The 16,252-nt window shown below is 48.3% G+C and carries 18 protein-coding genes; 17 read left to right on the forward strand and 1 reads right to left on the reverse strand.

Annotated elements, in window-relative coordinates; genetic code table 11:
* Positions 1–11: 11 nt before the first annotated feature.
* The 16 genes from L1N85_RS11530 to L1N85_RS11605 all read left to right on the forward strand — a co-directional run bounded on the left by L1N85_RS11530 (position 12) and on the right by L1N85_RS11605 (position 14,254).
* A complete protein-coding gene (locus tag L1N85_RS11530; RefSeq protein WP_235237949.1) occupies positions 12–491 on the forward strand; it encodes a PH domain-containing protein in 480 nt (159 codons plus the stop codon).
* The gene (locus L1N85_RS11535; RefSeq protein WP_235237951.1) at positions 484–2,013 is read left to right on the forward strand and encodes a PH domain-containing protein; all 1,530 of its coding nucleotides are present in this window, start codon (positions 484–486) and stop codon (positions 2,011–2,013) included. Before L1N85_RS11530 ends, L1N85_RS11535 begins: the two co-directional genes overlap by 8 nt.
* A gap of 138 nt (positions 2,014–2,151) precedes the next feature.
* On the forward strand, positions 2,152–2,694 hold the full coding sequence (sigY, locus tag L1N85_RS11540) for an RNA polymerase sigma factor SigY (protein ID WP_235237955.1): 543 nt from the start codon (positions 2,152–2,154) through the stop codon (positions 2,692–2,694).
* Positions 2,672–3,010, forward strand: a complete 339-nt coding sequence (locus L1N85_RS11545) for a YxlC family protein (protein ID WP_235237956.1) — start codon at positions 2,672–2,674, stop codon at positions 3,008–3,010. The genes sigY and L1N85_RS11545 overlap by 23 nt, the downstream gene beginning before the upstream one ends.
* Positions 2,998–3,222: a sigmaY antisigma factor component gene (locus L1N85_RS11550; RefSeq protein WP_235237958.1), complete on the forward strand. Its 225-nt coding sequence runs from the start codon at positions 2,998–3,000 to the stop codon at positions 3,220–3,222. The genes L1N85_RS11545 and L1N85_RS11550 overlap by 13 nt, the downstream gene beginning before the upstream one ends.
* Before the next feature lie 32 nt (positions 3,223–3,254).
* Positions 3,255–3,464, forward strand: coding sequence for a PLD nuclease N-terminal domain-containing protein (locus tag L1N85_RS11555; protein WP_235237960.1), 210 nt, complete (start codon positions 3,255–3,257; stop codon positions 3,462–3,464).
* Positions 3,461–4,417: an ABC transporter ATP-binding protein gene (locus tag L1N85_RS11560; protein WP_235237963.1), complete on the forward strand. Its 957-nt coding sequence runs from the start codon at positions 3,461–3,463 to the stop codon at positions 4,415–4,417. Before L1N85_RS11555 ends, L1N85_RS11560 begins: the two co-directional genes overlap by 4 nt.
* Positions 4,414–5,211: an ABC transporter permease subunit gene (locus L1N85_RS11565; protein WP_235237966.1), complete on the forward strand. Its 798-nt coding sequence runs from the start codon at positions 4,414–4,416 to the stop codon at positions 5,209–5,211. The genes L1N85_RS11560 and L1N85_RS11565 overlap by 4 nt, the downstream gene beginning before the upstream one ends.
* A 105-nt stretch (positions 5,212–5,316) precedes the next feature.
* A complete protein-coding gene (locus L1N85_RS11570; RefSeq protein WP_235237967.1) occupies positions 5,317–5,697 on the forward strand; it encodes an ATPase in 381 nt (126 codons plus the stop codon).
* Positions 5,698–5,875: 178 nt separating this feature from the next.
* Complete coding sequence (gene gatC / locus L1N85_RS11575) at positions 5,876–6,163, forward strand: Asp-tRNA(Asn)/Glu-tRNA(Gln) amidotransferase subunit GatC (protein WP_235237991.1); 288 nt, start codon at positions 5,876–5,878, stop codon at positions 6,161–6,163.
* 35 nt (positions 6,164–6,198) lie between these two features.
* On the forward strand, positions 6,199–7,656 hold the full coding sequence (gene gatA, locus L1N85_RS11580) for an Asp-tRNA(Asn)/Glu-tRNA(Gln) amidotransferase subunit GatA (RefSeq protein ID WP_235237968.1): 1,458 nt from the start codon (positions 6,199–6,201) through the stop codon (positions 7,654–7,656).
* Between the two features lie 34 nt (positions 7,657–7,690).
* The gene (gatB, locus tag L1N85_RS11585) at positions 7,691–9,130 is read left to right on the forward strand and encodes an Asp-tRNA(Asn)/Glu-tRNA(Gln) amidotransferase subunit GatB (RefSeq protein WP_235237971.1); all 1,440 of its coding nucleotides are present in this window, start codon (positions 7,691–7,693) and stop codon (positions 9,128–9,130) included.
* Between the two features lie 142 nt (positions 9,131–9,272).
* A complete protein-coding gene (locus L1N85_RS11590; protein WP_235237973.1) occupies positions 9,273–9,983 on the forward strand; it encodes an MgtC/SapB family protein in 711 nt (236 codons plus the stop codon).
* Positions 9,965–11,902, forward strand: coding sequence for a DUF4097 family beta strand repeat-containing protein (locus L1N85_RS11595; RefSeq protein ID WP_235237975.1), 1,938 nt, complete (start codon positions 9,965–9,967; stop codon positions 11,900–11,902). The genes L1N85_RS11590 and L1N85_RS11595 overlap by 19 nt, the downstream gene beginning before the upstream one ends.
* A 74-nt stretch (positions 11,903–11,976) precedes the next feature.
* Complete coding sequence (gene perR, locus L1N85_RS11600; protein WP_235237978.1) at positions 11,977–12,408, forward strand: peroxide-responsive transcriptional repressor PerR; 432 nt, start codon at positions 11,977–11,979, stop codon at positions 12,406–12,408.
* Positions 12,409–12,529: 121 nt separating this feature from the next.
* Entirely contained in the window at positions 12,530–14,254 is a 1,725-nt protein-coding gene (locus L1N85_RS11605; protein ID WP_235237992.1) for a glycosyl hydrolase family 18 protein, read from the forward strand.
* Between the two features lie 197 nt (positions 14,255–14,451).
* Here L1N85_RS11605 and L1N85_RS11610 read toward each other — a convergent pair whose 3' ends face one another.
* On the reverse strand, positions 14,452–14,790 hold the full coding sequence (locus L1N85_RS11610) for a DUF2614 family zinc ribbon-containing protein (RefSeq protein WP_235237979.1): 339 nt from the start codon (positions 14,788–14,790) through the stop codon (positions 14,452–14,454).
* 155 nt (positions 14,791–14,945) lie between these two features.
* Between L1N85_RS11610 and L1N85_RS11615 the strand changes: the two genes are divergently transcribed.
* Positions 14,946–15,815, forward strand: a complete 870-nt coding sequence (locus L1N85_RS11615; RefSeq protein WP_235237980.1) for a nucleotidyltransferase-like protein — start codon at positions 14,946–14,948, stop codon at positions 15,813–15,815.
* Positions 15,816–16,252 lie beyond the last annotated feature (437 nt).

Genomic DNA, 16,252 nt, shown 5'->3' on the forward strand with positions numbered 1-16,252 from the left:
GGATTGAGAATATGAATCGAGAGCTAACGAAACGGCTTCATCGGGATTACATCAAGGTTTATCGTATTAGCGGGCTCATTTCGCATGCCGTGTTTCTTGCTTTTATTAGCGTTTATTTTGTTTTTGCCGTGATGTGGGATTGGACGCTCATCCCCGGGTGGATTGCGTTGTCCATTTTTATTATTACCTTCGTATTGTTCACATGGATTATCCCGCAATTAAAGTATACAAGATTCCAATATGAGCTGTTTGACGATGAGCTGGAAATACAGTCGGGGCTTATTTTTCTGAGCAACGTGCTTGTACCCATGGTTCGTGTCCAGCATGTCGAGCTGGAAAGCGGGCCATTGATGCGGAAATACGATCTGGCCGGCATATCGATTGTAACTGCGGCAACCACGCACCGGATCAGCGGACTCAAGCAGGCGGAGGCGCAGCTGTTGAAGCGAAGAATAGGTATACTGGCTAAGGTGGATGATCACGATGAGTGAGCGCCGCACCCTTCATCCCGTTTATATCCTTTTTGGGCTGTTAAATACGGTTAAGGGCTTTCTTCCATTCATAGTTATCGCTTTGCTTAGAGGAACGGAATGGATTGAGCTTCATTGGTATTGGATAGCGGGAGCCGTTACATTGGCGGCTGTCATCCTGGTGTTCAGCTTTCTCGACTGGAAACGGTTCGGTTTTTGGCTGGAGGAGGATCGGATCATAATTCGCAGAGGGCTGCTGTTTCGCGACGAGAAAACGATCTATTACGGCAGAATTCATTCAGTTAACGTGGAACAGCCGCTCATCCAACGCTTGCTTGGAGTGGCGCAGGTAAAGATTGAAACGCCTGGCGGCAATAAGAAGGCGGACGGAATATTGCCGGCACTCTCTGTAGCGGAAGCGAACAACATCCAGTTTGTGCTGAGAAAGCAGGCAAGCACCAAGCTGCAGCCTGATGAAGAGAAGCAGAATGGAACGGAGCACATAAACGCCGTCGAGGGGGTTCCGGCAATTAAGATTCAGGGGAAGCCAATCGCTGCGGTTCCGGAAGCAAAAGCCGAACAGAATGGCGCATCCTTTCATCTTAATCCGGGGCAGCTGCTTCAAGCGGCTGCGACATCGATGAACTATGGTCTTGTGGCGGCTTTTATGGCAGGCTTGTACTCGTTTGCCGACGATTTTATCGAAGCCCTGCTCCCGGATCATTTTTTCGAAAATGTCGTTGAGGACTCAGTAAGCCTGATGCCGGGTTACGTATTCGTGATTTCTATCGCTCTATTCGGAATCGGATTTGCGTGGTTTCTGTCCATTGCCCTGTATGTGCTGAAGTACAGCGGATTTTCCGTGAAGAGGGGCGGCAAGCAAATATCTGTATCTTACGGCCTTCTTGAGAAAAAAACCTTTGTATTCGATCCGAAAAATGTGCAGGCGGTTATCGTCAAAGAGGGTTTGCTCCGGCAAGCGACCGGTTATGCCGAGATCCAGCTTCAGATCATCTCATCGGATAAGAAAGAACAGCTTATGCTGCATCCGTTTGTGAGGCGAGCGGATGTGTCCAAGGTGCTCGCGAATTTCGTGCCGCAGCTGCGGCTTCCAGCGAATGCCGACCTGACGGGAGCGCCGAAGCGTGCGCTGCTTTACTACATTAGAATTGAACTGCTGCTTACCGTGGCGGCAAGCGCCGCGCTTATCGTATGGCTGAAAACATTCGGTTTGTTCTCGCTGACGCTTGTTCTTCTGGTCTTTTGGTGGAGAATTTGCTGTTACAGAGCCGCAGGCGTGAAGCTTGCAGACGGCCAGCTGACGCTGAGAAAAAGATTGATCTCCAGAACGACCTGCTTGATACGCCGGCCGCAGATCGTTACGATGCGGGTAAACCGGTCGCTCGGCCAGCAGCGCAAGAAACTGTTGACGCTTTCCGTGCATGCGATGGGCAGCCCGTATGACTACCGGGTTGCATGCTTGGATCATGCGGATGTGGAGCCAATTTGGCAATGGTATAGCCGCAACCGAAATCATAATTAAATGATTTAAAATTCGACTGCAGACCCACTGGCTTCTGCGGTTGTTTTTGTGTTGAAAAAAATTATTTTGCGATGAACGAAATGAGCATCATAATCGTCATAGCTATAACGTTCCCAAACAAAGGAGGCATACTCGCTCGTGCATGACGAGACGAAGCTGATCAAGCAAGCGGTACGAGGAGATTCACGGGCGCTTTCAGAGCTGCTGCAGCAAAATTATTCTTTCTTGTACCAATATGTACTTAAAGCAACAATGAATAAATCCCTTGCGGAGGACGTCACTCAGGAAACGATGCTGAAGGCTATTGAGAAAATTGCTTCATTTCAGGGAAAAGCCAAGTTTTCGACTTGGCTCATCACGATAGCATCGAGACATGTCGTTGACCGCGTTAGGCGAAATGAACGCGAGAAGCATTGGATTCAGGAGGAGCAATCGCTACGCGCCGTGCGTTATGATACGCTGCAGCGGATGAATGATTGGCCGGAGGCGCTTCAAGCGCTTGGTGAGCTGAGCAGCGATACACGAATGCCAGTGCTGCTCAAGTACTTCTATGGCTACACGCAGGAAGAAATATCCGCGATGCTGGATATCCCGATCGGTACAGTAAAATCAAGGCTGCATAACGGCATAAAGCAGCTGCGGAAGGAGCTAACGAATCATGAGGAAGCAAAAAACGGATGATGTCGACCAGTTATGGTTCGAGAAGCATGTAGGGCCGGCTGTCAACCGTTTTGACGCCGTTCATTCGCCGCCAATTCCCGGGCTGAATGAGCTCGAGCAGCGTGTAAAGCGACACAAGCAAGATGTGAAAAGGATGTTGTGGAAGGAGCTAGCGTTATTTTGGCTGACAGCTATCTTCGTTCTCAGCTCCATGCTGTGGCTATTGGATAACAGCCGAATGTGGTTTGCTGTCGTACAGACGGTCTTTGCGGCAGGCGGAATAGGGTATGTCAGTATGATCTTTGGCAGAAGGATGGGGCATAAATGGAAGAACTAACTCGTTTACCCGTCTGGTTCTGGCTGATTCTTTTCCCCGTACTGATCGCACAGTCGACTTGGTTATTTATTGATGCGCGCAAGCGGGACAGCATCCCATGGTTTTGGGGCATTTGGGGTCTCGTTCATTTTCCGATGCCGCTTGTTTTTTATTTTATCTTTGTTCGGAGCGGATGGTTCGGCAGAGGTAGAAGAGGTAGAAAGAGGAGTTAAGATGTGTTGTTTATAATAAGGGGGATTTACTTATGTACGATAATTTTGACTTCGGGCAAATTTTGCCCATTATCGCTCCTATACTTACCATCCAGCTAGTCCTTGTGATCATAGCTTTAGTGATGTGTATAAAGGCAGAGCAGACTAGAGGCCCGAAATGGATGTGGGTGCTTATTATTCTTTTTGTCAACCTGATTGGTCCTATAACCTTCTTTATTTTCGGTAGGAGGAATGAAAGATGACAACGCTGCTTGAGGTAAAGGGACTGACGAAAACATTTGGCGCGGTGCAGGCGGTGGGAGGAATTGATTTCTCCATACATGTGGGTCGATGCGTGGCGCTGCTAGGACCTAACGGTGCAGGAAAAACGACAACAATCCGGATGATTGCGGGACTGCTTAGTCAGACGGCCGGAACCATGCGCTTTCATGGCTTCGTTAAAGGGGATTACGGAAAGGGCAAAGTGCACATTGGATACTTGCCGCAGTCTCCGTCGTTTTATAATTGGATGTCGGGCCTTGAATACGCCGTGTACGCGGGAAGGCTGTGCGGATTGCCGGCTGGGACTGCCTTGAAGCGTGCGAAGGAGCTGTTGGAACGAGTGGGCTTGTCCGGCGCGGCTAAACGCCGTATCGGCTCGTATTCGGGAGGGATGAAGCAGCGGCTGGGACTCGCTCAAGCGCTGGTGCATAGTCCGAAGCTGCTTATCATGGATGAGCCGGTATCCGCACTGGATCCTATCGGCCGGAGAGAGGTGCTCGGTCTGCTTCAAGAGCTGAAGGAGGAAACGACGGTGCTGTTCTCCACACATGCGCTGCACGATGCGGAGGAGCTGTGTGATGACGTCATCATTATCCGCAAGGGACAGATTGCCCTTCAAGGAAATATAGCTGCAATTCGAAACGAGCATCGCAAACCGATTATTGAGCTTCAGCTCGAGCAGGATGAAGTTTCAATTAAATGGTTCACCGATTATAAAGATCGTCTCAGCAGATGGTCAGACGAAGCGCAGGAGGCCAGCTTCATTCAAAATATAGAACAGCAGGGCGCCGCCGTTCGTTTTACCGTGAGGGAGGTTGACTCGGCAAGGCAGCATTTGCTCGAGGTGCTGACGAGAGAGAAGGTCAAGGTAAGCAGATTGGAAATCGGGCATACCTCGTTGGAGGATTTATTTATGAAGGTGGTAGCGCCATGATGACCTCAAGCTTTACCCGTTTACTCGTCATGGTGCAGAAGGAGCTGCTGGAGCTCGTACGCAGCCTTAAGCTGCTTTGGGTTCCGCTTGTGTTCGTGCTCCTGGGTGTGATGCAGCCGGCATCGATGTATTATATGCCGCTGATCTTAGAAAAGGCAGGCAATATAACGGAGGGAGCGGTTATTGAAATACCGCAGCCGTTAGGCTCGGAGGTGCTCGCACAGACGCTTCAGCAATTTGGGACGCTGGGCCTGCTAGTACTTGTACTAGTAGGGATGAGCTCGGTATCGGGGGAACGGAACAGTGGCGCAGCCTCGCTTATATTGGTAAAGCCGATAGCTGTATTCTCTTTTACAGCATCCAAATGGACGGCGCTGCTGCTGCTGGCTTGGGGATCTTTATCGGCCGGTTATTTGGCGTCTTGGTATTACACCGGTCTATTGTTTGGCGATGTGCAGGCTTCTAAGGTGCTGGGCAGCCTCCTTGTGTTCGGCTTATGGCTATCCTTTGCGATGACGTTGACCCTATTTTTCAGTACGCTTCTTAGGAGCTCGGCCGCCGCAGCCTTCTCGACGCTCGGCACCGCTGCGGCGCTTTCCTTGCTTGCAGGGCTTTTACCTAAGAAGTTGGGCTGGCTTCCAGGTTCATTAAGCAGCTTTGCCTATCAGACAGCGGTTTCCGATATTGCAAATGTGAGCCTTTTTGGATGGGCGCTCGCCTGTACGTTTACTCTTATGGCCGCTGCTTTAACCGGGGCGTCATGGCTGTTGCGCCGAAGCTCCGCCATTGATTAATCGGACCGCTAGTCTCTCAACGTTTTTCCTGATTGGACACCGCTATTATTTTTTAGTAGGATAGTAGTGATAGAATCAGCGGCGAAGAAACAGGAGTTGAGGACGATGCTAAAATTAGGCACAAAGGTCGTCATAGTGGCTGACCAATACGAACAAAACCTTCCAATAGGGCAATATGGCTTTATAATAGCTTACGACCGAAACCAGGACAATGTATTTGATTATGTGCTGAGGGTGCCTTCAGCCAATCGTAATTTTCTTATTCCGGATGAAGACGTCGAGCTCGAAGAGGTGCTTATTCAGGACGAGGTCGACCGCGTAGAGCGGGAAGCGCTTATTGATTTTGCGCTCGCCACTCATAACGAGGAATTGTTCAAGCGAATTATGAACGGAGATAATGCTGAGACGGAGCCGGACAGTACGGTCAAGGAAACGCTCAGTCCAGCGGATTTTATTCGTCAGGTAAATTTGAAGGCTTGGATTTAATAACCCAGTCGACCTGTATCAGACTGTTCTGTAAGTCACTTCAATGACTTCGGAGCGGTCTTTTTTCGTATAGGAACTCGTTTGGCGTTTACATTGATGTTCGTCCTGAATGTGAGATATAATAGGAAGAATCGTTATGGAAATGAGCTATAGAACCTTTAGAGAGGAAGATACAACGATGAGCATTACGTCCAAGGATGTTGAGCATGTTGCCAATTTGGCGCGGCTGGAGCTGTCTGATTCGGAGAAAGAACAGTTTACAGAGCAGCTAAACGCAATATTGAAATATGCGGAGAAGCTAAACGGTTTGGATACAGAAGCTGTTGAGCCGACGAGCCATGTACTGCCGATCACAAATGTTATGCGTGCCGATGAGCAGCGCCAGTCGTTGCCGATCGAGAAGGTGCTGCGAAATGCGCCTGACGATGAGGACGGACAATTTAAAGTACCTGCGGTGCTTGAATAATAAGAATGGGTTGATTTTGAAGGGAGGAACTACTGTTGGCACTGTTTGATTTGCGCCTGCAGGATGTACATAACAAGCTTAACAACAAGGAGCTATCCGTCTCTGAGCTGGTTAGCGCATCTTATGCGAGAATTGCCGAAACCGAGCCTTCTATTAAGGCTTTTATTACACTAAATGAAGAGAACGCCCGTCAGCAGGCTGCCGAGCTGGACAAGCAATTGCAAGAAGGCGGCGAACGCGGCCTCTTGTTCGGTTTGCCTGCCGGTATCAAGGATAATATCGTAACAGAGGGACTGCTGACGACCTGCGCGAGCCAGTTCTTAAGCAACTACGATCCGATCTATGACGCAACCGCGGTTCGAAAGTTAAAAGCTGCGCAATCGGTGACGATCGGAAAGCTGAATATGGATGAATTCGCGATGGGCGGTTCGAATGAAAACTCAAGCTACTATCCTGCTCGCAACCCGTGGAATACGGAATATGTACCAGGCGGGTCAAGCGGCGGTTCGGCGGCATCCGTCGCAGCCGGGCAAGTGTATTTCTCGCTGGGCTCCGATACAGGCGGTTCGATCCGTCAGCCTGCTGCTTATTGCGGCATCGTTGGCCTGAAGCCGACCTATGGACTTGTTTCCCGTTTTGGACTGGTCGCCTTCGCATCTTCATTGGACCAAATCGGTCCTTTAACAAAAAATGTGGAGGACTCCGCTTACGTATTGCAAGCAATCGCCGGCTATGATGCAAGCGACTCGACCTCTGCGAATGTGGACATTCCGGATTACACTTCAGCTTTGACCGGAGATGTGAAGGGCTTACGCATCGGTGTGCCAAAGGAATACCTTGGAGCGGGTATCGATCCGCGCGTGAAGGAAGCTGTGTTAAAAGCATTGGCTGTTTATGAATCGCTTGGCGCCGCATGGGAAGAGGTGTCGCTGCCACATACCGAATATGCGATTGCGACCTACTATTTGCTTGCATCGTCGGAGGCCTCATCAAACCTCGCGCGGTTCGACGGCGTACGATATGGCGTTCGGGCGGAAGATCCGGCGAACCTGATCGATCTTTATCGCAAATCCCGCAGCCAAGGCTTCGGTCCCGAAGTCAAACGCCGGATTATGCTTGGAACCTATGCGCTTAGCTCGGGCTACTACGATGCTTATTATTTGAAGGCCCAAAAGGTTCGAACGCTTATTAAGCAAGATTTCGACCAAGTATTTAGCCAATATGACCTCATTATCGGGCCGACCGCACCGACGCCGGCCTTCAAGATCGGAGAGCAGGTTGGCGATCCGCTGACGATGTATTTAAACGATATTTGCACGATACCGGTTAGTTTGGCTGGAGTGCCCGCGATAAGCATTCCATGCGGTACCGCAGACGGCTTGCCGATCGGACTGCAAATCATCGGCAAAGCTTTCGACGAATTGACGGTGCTGCGCGCCGCTCATGCGTTCGAGCAGCAAACCGGGCATCATAAACTCCGTCCGCGGCTATAAGCGGTTATATACGTCTACGAAGGGATCGATACGAATGTCTGAACCGAACAAATACGAGACGGTGGTCGGGCTGGAAGTCCACGTAGAGCTGCATACAAAGAGTAAAATCTTCTGCAGCTGCTCAACAGCTTTCGGCGCGCCTCCGAATACCCATACTTGTCCAGTATGCCTTGGACATCCCGGCGTTCTGCCGGTGCTGAACCGTCAAGCCGTTGAATACGCGATGAAGGCGGCAATGGCCATTAATTGTCAAATTGCAGATATCAGCAAGTTTGACCGTAAAAACTATTTTTACCCCGATTCTCCAAAAGCGTACCAAATTTCGCAATACGATCAGCCAATCGGCGAAAACGGCTGGATCGATATCGAAGTAAACGGCGAGACGAAACGTATCGGCATTACCCGTCTTCATCTCGAAGAGGATGCGGGTAAGCTTACGCATGTAGAAGGGGGATACGCCTCGCTCGTCGATTTCAACCGCGTAGGCACGCCGCTCATCGAGATCGTATCCGAGCCGGATATCCGCACGCCTGAGGAAGCCAAGGCTTATCTCGAGAAGCTGAAGGCGATCATGCAATATTGCGACGTCTCCGACGTGAAGATGGAGGAAGGAAGCTTGCGCTGCGATGCGAACATCAGCCTTCGCCCATACGGACAGCGGGAGTTCGGGACTCGCGCGGAGTTAAAAAACATGAACTCCTTCCGCGGCGTTCAGCGCGGCCTGGAATACGAGCAGTTCCGCCAAGCCGAAATTCTGAATAGCGGCGGCGAGGTCGTGCAAGAGACTCGTCGATTTGACGATGCGTTAGGCAAGTCGTTCTCGATGCGCGGCAAAGAAGAGGCTCACGATTACCGTTACTTCCCGGACCCGGATCTAGTGCGTCTGCATATAAGCGAGGATTGGAAGGCGAGCGTTCACGCTTCCATTCCCGAACTGCCGGACGCCCGCAAAGCGCGCTACACGACAGAATACAGCCTGCCTTCTTACGATGCAGAGGTCATTACTTCTTCTAAGAAGCTTGCTGATTTCTTTGAGGAAAGCCTCTCCTATACGAAGGATGCCAAAGCGGTATCGAACTGGATTATGGGCGACTTGCTCGGTTATTTGAACGCGAATGGCCAAGAGCTTACCGATGTGAAAATAACGGGACAAGGTCTTGGCGAAATGATCGGCTTGCTTGAGAAAGGCACGATCAGCGGAAAAATCGCCAAAACGGTCTTCAAGGCGATGATCGAGACAGGCAAGCTGCCTCAGCAAATCGTTGAGGAGCAGGGGCTCGTGCAAATTAGCGATGAAGGCGCGATTCAAGCCGTCGTGAACCAAATCGTAGAAGCGAATCCGCAATCCGTTGAAGATTATAGAGCAGGGAAAGAGAAGGCGATCGGTTTCCTTGTCGGACAAATTATGAAAGAAACCAAAGGGAAAGCTAATCCTGCACTCGTTAACAAGCTGCTGCTGGAACGGTTGAAATAAGTGCAGCTGCGCGAAAAGACGCGGTTCATCATTTAGATGAAACGCGTTTTCTTTTTTTTCTGTCCTCATCTGGATGGCCTGTATGTTCTGTTTCACGCATACAATTATGGTACAATAAACAGTAGAGAAAGGTCGGGATTTCATGCTGTTGAACTCGCTTCATAATCCTTGGTACATTAGTGAACTGCATATTTTGATCCGGCTGCTCCTCGCATTATTGTTAGGCGGTCTCGTTGGCTTCGAACGGGAGCAATCCAATCACGCGGCGGGCTTTCGAACCAATATTCTTGTCTGTCTGGGATCTTGCTTGCTTATGCTCCTCTCAATGTACGGTTTCGCTGCTTTTGTCGATGAGCCTAACGTGAGGGTCGACCCTGCTCGGCTGGCGGCGGCGGTAATTACCGGGATTGGTTTCCTGGGAGCTGGTACTATTTTATTTACTGGAAAATCGATAACGGGACTAACGACCGCAGCCTCGCTGTGGGTTGTATCCGCTATTGGTTTGGCTGTCGGGGCGGGCTTCTATTTTGCATCCGGAATCACTACATTCATGGTGCTCGTCACTTTGTGGGCCTTTAATAAGCTGGAGAAGAGATACATTAGCTCGAAGAAGGAGCAGCTGCTCAAGATAAGGGCAAGCGATGTATCGCAAACGTTGCGCAGCATGAACGGGTTATTGGCAGATAAGAAAATCGTAATCCGCAAAATACAGCTTGAGGACTGCGAAAACGATGGGAACATAGGTCTGGTCATGCTGCAGGTGTATGTCACTTTGCCTAAATCGGAAGCGCTGCTCGCGCTACTCGATCAAATCAAGCAGTTGGAGGGCGTACGTTGGGTAAGCTCGGAATAAAAAGAACAAAAAGCAGATTGCTAACCGTCATATTCGCTTTTGCGCTTCCTGGCGCGGGACATATGTATACGGGGCAGCATCCTCGAGGATTAATGCTTATAGCCGCGTTTTTGCTTGATCTTACGGCTATCATCCGCCTGGCTGATTCGGATGGCGGAAGGCATTTGCTGCTCATTGTTTATCTAAGCATCATGCTTCCGGTATTTTATTTCATTAGCGTTTTTGATTCGCTCCAAAGCTTGGAGACAGATCACAACGAACCTATTGCATTCGGTCTCATTCATGGCATTGTACTTATGACGTCAGGAATCGTCATGTTAATTCTGGTGAAGCCGCCTGAGATGCTTCTGCCTTGGATGAACGAGCTCGCTGAGTTATGCGTAGGTCCTATTTTAATAGTTGCATCCCTTTTGCTGCTGCGGTCGAGGAAAGGATCGGTGTTTATGTGTAAGTTAGGACGTTTTACGGCAGCAGCACTTGTCCTGACGGTAGGAGCACTGCTGATTTGGGACCAAATCCAAGGCCGCAACGATATTGCTGTGCTTGGACAATGGTGGCCTGTTATTTTTATAGTGTTAGGACTCGAAGTGATTTTACTTAGCCTAAAATATAAAGGTACTGAAAAAAAATTGCGGCTTGACGCAGCGGGCGGCATGATAGCTTTAGTCATTACGCTGACCACATACGCGGTTACCCAATATGCAGATATCCCTTTCCGTTGGTTGGATCAATTCAATGTGGATCTGAACGGTGCTGCCGAATATGGGGATGAGAAAGGCTTTCGTTACGACAAGGCCATTATTAAAGTTCCTCTTGAAGACAGGGTGTCGCTTATACATATCGAGAATCCGAACGGTCAAGTCACTGTACGTTCTGGCGATGTGCAGGAGATCGAGGTGCTTACGGCGGTATGGGTTGATTTAACAGAGCAAGCAGAGGCTGATGCAGTCGCCGAGCAATCGATGGTTAAAGTTAGTCCGGGCACGGAGGTATTGCTCGAAGCAAAGGGTCAGAATTATGGCGCTAACGGCAGCAGAAAGCCCAGGATGAATATGACAATTACCGTACCTCTGTCTCTTTCGGACCGGATAGAGATTGAGGAGACGCCGATCAATACACCAACGCCAACAGATTTGGAAGTCCCGCTTGAAGCGGAGACGTCTGTTGAAACTGCAAGGCCAATTGCAACGGATCTGGCTGTTGACCAAGCTAATCAGTCCGCTGGAGAGGGCTCGGACGAAACTGCGGATCAAGAAAATGAGGAGCTTGATCCGACGCCCGAGATAAGGGTTGAGGAGGAGCTGAACTTTAGGATGATGGTGGAAGCGGGTAATGGTTCAGTTGAAATAAAAGGTTTAAGTGTACCTGGCGGATTGGACATTCGCAGCAACAGCGGACTCGTAACCGTCAGCAATATTAGCGGCCCCGTTTCCGTCAAAGGTAATAATGGCGGAATAGATGCATCTTCCCTCATTGGAGAAAGTCATCTTGAAACGAAGAGTGGCTCGATCACAGCTGCCGACATTGAAGGCAAGCTTTTTGCCAATACGCTGAACGGCAGCTTAGAGATTAAGCGGATAAAGGATGACATTCAAGCGGAAACGAAGAACGGGGGAATCAAGATAGACGGAGCGGGTGCTTCCGTAAATGCAAACACGCTGAACGGCAGCATTGAGTTAAACAGCGGGGTCGTGGGCGGCGATTGGGATCTGGACAGCTCAGTTGGCGAAATTAAGCTTTCCATGCCGGAGAACGGTCATTATAAGGTATATGGATCGGTAACTTTCGGTAATATTACAACTGATTTGCCGCTTGAAGTAAGTAAGAAAACAGTAAGAGGCGCAATAGGTGAAGGGACTTACCGAATCCAAATCAATGCTACGAACAGCATTGCTATCAAACGTTTTGGGCGCACCTAAAAAGGCGCTTTCATTGACAAATTCTTAAATTAGAACGTACAATAGTCGTAACTACTAGGAAGGGCGTGAGGGGAATGGGAGCCAGCGTTAACTTAGCATTGGAGCAACTGAAGATGAATGGCGTCCGAATGACCCCGCAACGTCACGCCATATTAAGCTACTTGATGGACTCGATGTCACATCCGACTGCAGATGAAATTTATAAGGCGCTCTCCCCGACCTATCCGAGCATGAGCGTAGCTACCATATATAACAATCTGCGTCTATTTGTTGAAGCTGGCTTAGTGCGTGAATTAACCTATGGCGATGATTCAAGCCGTTTTGATTCGGATTTATCCGATCACTATCATGCCATATGCAAAAATTGCGGTTCGATCGTTGATTTTGATTATCCGCCATTGCTCGAGGTGGAGCGAGCTGCATCCCGCGTAACGGGTTTTGTCGTAGAGGGACACCGAATGGAGATATACGGTATTTGTTCCGCTTGCAACACAACAAGAAATTAATTGGTCAAAATCAAATCAATAAGAACGTGCTGGGAGGCGATTATACGCTAAACTGCACGTTTTTTATTAGACAGTATAGAAGAATAATGCTTGTTAACAGGAGAGTGATGACTTGGAAACGATGTACAACCGAGCGCCGCGCCGCAGAGGCAACCGGGGTGTTCGGAGCTTTATGTTCTTGTTCATAGCAGCGGCATTAGCTGTTTTTGCTTGGTACGGATATATGCAATTCATTCCTAATGGCGATTTGGTTGATCCTGGCTACAAGTCGGAATATCCGATTTTCGTGAAAGGCAAGGAAGCCGAGCAAGGAGCCCTTATTGAAAATAATGAAGTGAAGCTGCCGCTGGCTTCGCTGCAGCAGGTGCTGGGAGAGGACAAGCCTATCCGCTATGAGCCGGATTCGGGCTCAATTATTTTTACAACCGCGAATAAGGTGCTGCGTCTGAAGACAGATTCACTCGAAGGCACAATTAATCAAAAACCTTATAATCTAACGATTACAGCGGAAACCTCTAACGATACCGTATACATTCCCGCAGCTCCGTTGAAGGAGCTTTATGGTTTACAAGTAGAATTCGTTCAGGATTCGGGCATCGTAACGATACTTTCGGCCGGGGATACGATCCAGCTTGCCGAGATTATGCCAGAGAAGGGAACTGCAATGCGGATTAGACCGACGATTCGAGCTCCATTCATAGAAAATGCCGCTCAGACGATGACGGTGCGAATATGGGAGGAGCAGGACGGTTGGCTGCTTGTACAAAGTACAAGCGGGTTGGTCGGTTACATTAATAAAAAAGACGTTAGGCTAACGACGATCGATCAGGTACCAGAGCCGGCCCGTGAGCCCGCTTTCGTTGCATGGAAGGTAATGGGCAATAAAATCAATATGACCTGGGAAGCCGTATATGAGCGGAAAATTGATACTTCCAAGATTGGATCGATGCAAGGCGTAAACGTCGTTAGCCCCACTTGGTTTGAATTAGCGGATGATAAAGGGACGATTAAAGGAAAGGCGGATCCCGCCTACGTAAAGTGGGCGCATCAGCAAGGCATGCAGATTTGGGCGTTATTCAGCAATGCTTTCGAGCCGGATCGAACCACAAAGGCATTGGCAAGCGCCGAGACCCGGTTTTCGATGATTCAGCAATTGATTGGCTTTGCCGAGGTATATAATCTGCAAGGAATCAATATTGATTTTGAAAATGTCCACACTGCCGATAAGGACAATTTTGTTCAGTTTGTACGTGAGCTCACGCCGCTCCTGCATGAGCAAGGGTTGGTTGTATCCATTGATGTGACTCCGAAATCAAATAGCGAAATGTGGTCCTTGTTTCTCGATCGGGCAGTGCTCGGCAGCGTTGTCGATTATATGATGGTTATGGCATATGACGAGCATTGGGCTTCAAGTCCGAAGTCGGGCTCAGTCGCATCCTTGCCGTGGACCGAGAAATCGATTGTCCGTATCATGAAGGAAGATGGCGTCCCGGCTAGCAAGCTTATGCTTAGTATGCCGTTGTATACGAGAATATGGACCGAGAAGAAGGGCGATGACGGTAAAGTAACCGTTACTTCTAAAGCGGTTGGAATGGATCATGTCAAGGCTATCATTGCCGAGAAGAAGTTGAAGCCGGTGCTTGATGCGGAAGCCGGACAAAATTATGTCGAATATACCGAAGATGGAGCTTTAAACCGAATATGGATTGAGGATGATCTATCGATGAAGGCGCGTGTCGCGCTTGTTCGAAAATACGATTTAGCAGGGGTCGCTACATGGCAACGTGGATTTCAAACGGCATCCATCTGGAAAACGATTGATGACGCAATTAAGATTAGGCCATAATTCATATTACTAAAAAATGATAAATCAAAAGAACACGCTCTCGACAGAAGCTCTTCGAGAACGTGTTCTTTTTCATTGTTATTTTAAATAAATGGCTGCTCCAAGGATGATTCAGCGTCTATGCTGAAACGAGCTTTCACCGCTTTATATGGCAGCAAAAGCTCGTTTATGTTTTTTTATCCAAAAAGCATATTCGGCTATTGAGTGGCTTGAGCGGGATCTAAAGTAAGCATGGTTCTGCAATACATACAGCGATCGGTTTTTCCCAGCAACTTGGTTTGACGACCGCATTCAGGGCATTCGAGCATCGTAGCGCTGGTTGACATTATCCCGGCCCAGAAATATACGGCTACGCTGATAAGCAACGAAATCATGCCGATGACCATGAAGATTGCAGCAATAATTTTGCCTGCTTGGCCCCAGAATACAATGCCAGCGGTTCCGAGTATCATCACGCCCATGCCAACAAGGGTGAATACTAGTCCCCATAGACGGAATTCATTGATTTTTGCGGACTTAAAAAAGAATCTTCTCATACCTTCAAACCCTTCCTATTACTAATGGCTTAACAATTTGTGACTGCTTTTCTACTTTCGTTAGCAGGAATGTGCGTCCAGACTGTCGAAAAAGAATAAAACTGTAGATTATTATTATAGCTTAATAAAATGCGATTAGCTATATGGAGGAACTAGTGGAACATATAAAAGGACACTTCGCTGACAACTATCGAGCGGAACCAGGTTTAGTTGGTTTGGTTTTAGTTGAAAATCCATATCCTTACAATCCATTAATTGATGGCTTGGATTTATTGGTGCTCGTTTTAATTAAGAATGATGGAGCCATTAATGGGACGGAGCATGTTCAAATCGAGGGGAAAAGAGTTTTGGTTCGAACAATCGATCCGAACAGCTTGAATGAATGGTTATCTGGCGGAGAAAACCGTAATATCATTGAGTGGCTAGTTCGGGGGGAGATCTTAATGGATCGGGACGGCTATTTAGGCAGTGTTCGCGAGAGACTGCTGCAGTTTCCGGATTCGATGCGGGAACAAAAGCAATTTACGGAGTTTGCCGGATTTTTGAGAACCTATTTGCTGGCAAAGCAGGATCTGTTGGACGGTAATTTATTAGATGCTTATAGTCATGTGCTCACCGCGCTCCATCATTGGGCACATATTGTTCTAATAGAAGAAGGGCGACATCCGGAGCTAACTATTTGGAAGCAATTGAAACGTGTCCATCCAGGCATTTATAAGCTTTATGAAGAGCTTACCGTAAGTCCTGAGACGTTAGAGCAAAGAGTTCAGCTCGTACTGCTGGGCTGTGAGTTCTCCGTCATGAACAAAATGAAAACAAGCTGCTCTTTGTTATTTCAAATTTTAGAGAGTCGTGAGGAGCCATGGAGTATTGCTGAACTTCAATCCCATAAATCAATAAATGTATTGCATGTTGATTTGTCATTGGTCTTGCAAAAGCTGGTGCAACGGGAATATATTCGCGAGGTAGCCGTCATGCATGAACCAAGCGATACGGGGGCTCTTGAATTGCGTTATATGATCTAACTAATGAAGTCATCAGTATGTACGAATATTATGGTAGATGCGCATGCTTACCCATCTAGAATGGTGAGCACGCGCTTTTTTATTATTACTATAAAAAAACGGAATAATAAGCTTGACTTAGTTAAGCCGTCTGTGTTAAATTAAATCTCGCCGCTTCTGCAGGCTATTTAATCGATCAAACGACAAACTGAAAAAAATGTCGAAAGACGAAAAAAAAGCTTGCAATGAGATAGGCGGATGTGATATATTATAAAAGTCGCCGATGAGACACACGCGGTTGACACGAAAGAAAAGATTGCTCTTTGAAAACTGAACAACGAGTGAAACTGCCCTTATAATCTTAACGGATTGTGAGAAAAGCGATAAAAAAGTAATGAGTCATCAAACAACCAACATGGAGAGTTTGATCCTGGCTCAGGACGAACGCTGGCGGCGTG

Source organism: Paenibacillus alkaliterrae (assembly GCF_021532375.1).
Taxonomy (GTDB): Bacteria; Bacillota; Bacilli; order Paenibacillales; family Paenibacillaceae; genus Pristimantibacillus; species Pristimantibacillus alkaliterrae.

Excerpts from the sequence above, each read along its gene's own strand:
- L1N85_RS11605 (WP_235237992.1), top strand. The coding sequence starts at position 12,530 with ATGTACAACCGAGCGCCGCGCCGCAGAGGCAACCGGGGTGTTCGGAGC.
- gatC (WP_235237991.1), top strand. The coding sequence starts at position 5,876 with ATGAGCATTACGTCCAAGGATGTTGAGCATGTTGCCAATTTGGCGCGG.
- gatB (WP_235237971.1), top strand. The coding sequence starts at position 7,691 with ATGTCTGAACCGAACAAATACGAGACGGTGGTCGGGCTGGAAGTCCAC.
- L1N85_RS11560 (WP_235237963.1), top strand. The coding sequence starts at position 3,461 with ATGACAACGCTGCTTGAGGTAAAGGGACTGACGAAAACATTTGGCGCG.
- L1N85_RS11565 (WP_235237966.1), top strand. The coding sequence starts at position 4,414 with ATGATGACCTCAAGCTTTACCCGTTTACTCGTCATGGTGCAGAAGGAG.
- perR (WP_235237978.1), top strand. The coding sequence starts at position 11,977 with ATGGGAGCCAGCGTTAACTTAGCATTGGAGCAACTGAAGATGAATGGC.
- L1N85_RS11530 (WP_235237949.1), top strand. The coding sequence starts at position 12 with ATGAATCGAGAGCTAACGAAACGGCTTCATCGGGATTACATCAAGGTT.
- L1N85_RS11535 (WP_235237951.1), top strand. The coding sequence starts at position 484 with ATGAGTGAGCGCCGCACCCTTCATCCCGTTTATATCCTTTTTGGGCTG.
- L1N85_RS11570 (WP_235237967.1), top strand. The coding sequence starts at position 5,317 with ATGCTAAAATTAGGCACAAAGGTCGTCATAGTGGCTGACCAATACGAA.
- L1N85_RS11590 (WP_235237973.1), top strand. The coding sequence starts at position 9,273 with ATGCTGTTGAACTCGCTTCATAATCCTTGGTACATTAGTGAACTGCAT.
- L1N85_RS11555 (WP_235237960.1), top strand. The coding sequence starts at position 3,255 with ATGTACGATAATTTTGACTTCGGGCAAATTTTGCCCATTATCGCTCCT.
- L1N85_RS11610 (WP_235237979.1), bottom strand. The coding sequence starts at position 14,790 with ATGAGAAGATTCTTTTTTAAGTCCGCAAAAATCAATGAATTCCGTCTA.
- L1N85_RS11550 (WP_235237958.1), top strand. The coding sequence starts at position 2,998 with ATGGAAGAACTAACTCGTTTACCCGTCTGGTTCTGGCTGATTCTTTTC.
- L1N85_RS11545 (WP_235237956.1), top strand. The coding sequence starts at position 2,672 with ATGAGGAAGCAAAAAACGGATGATGTCGACCAGTTATGGTTCGAGAAG.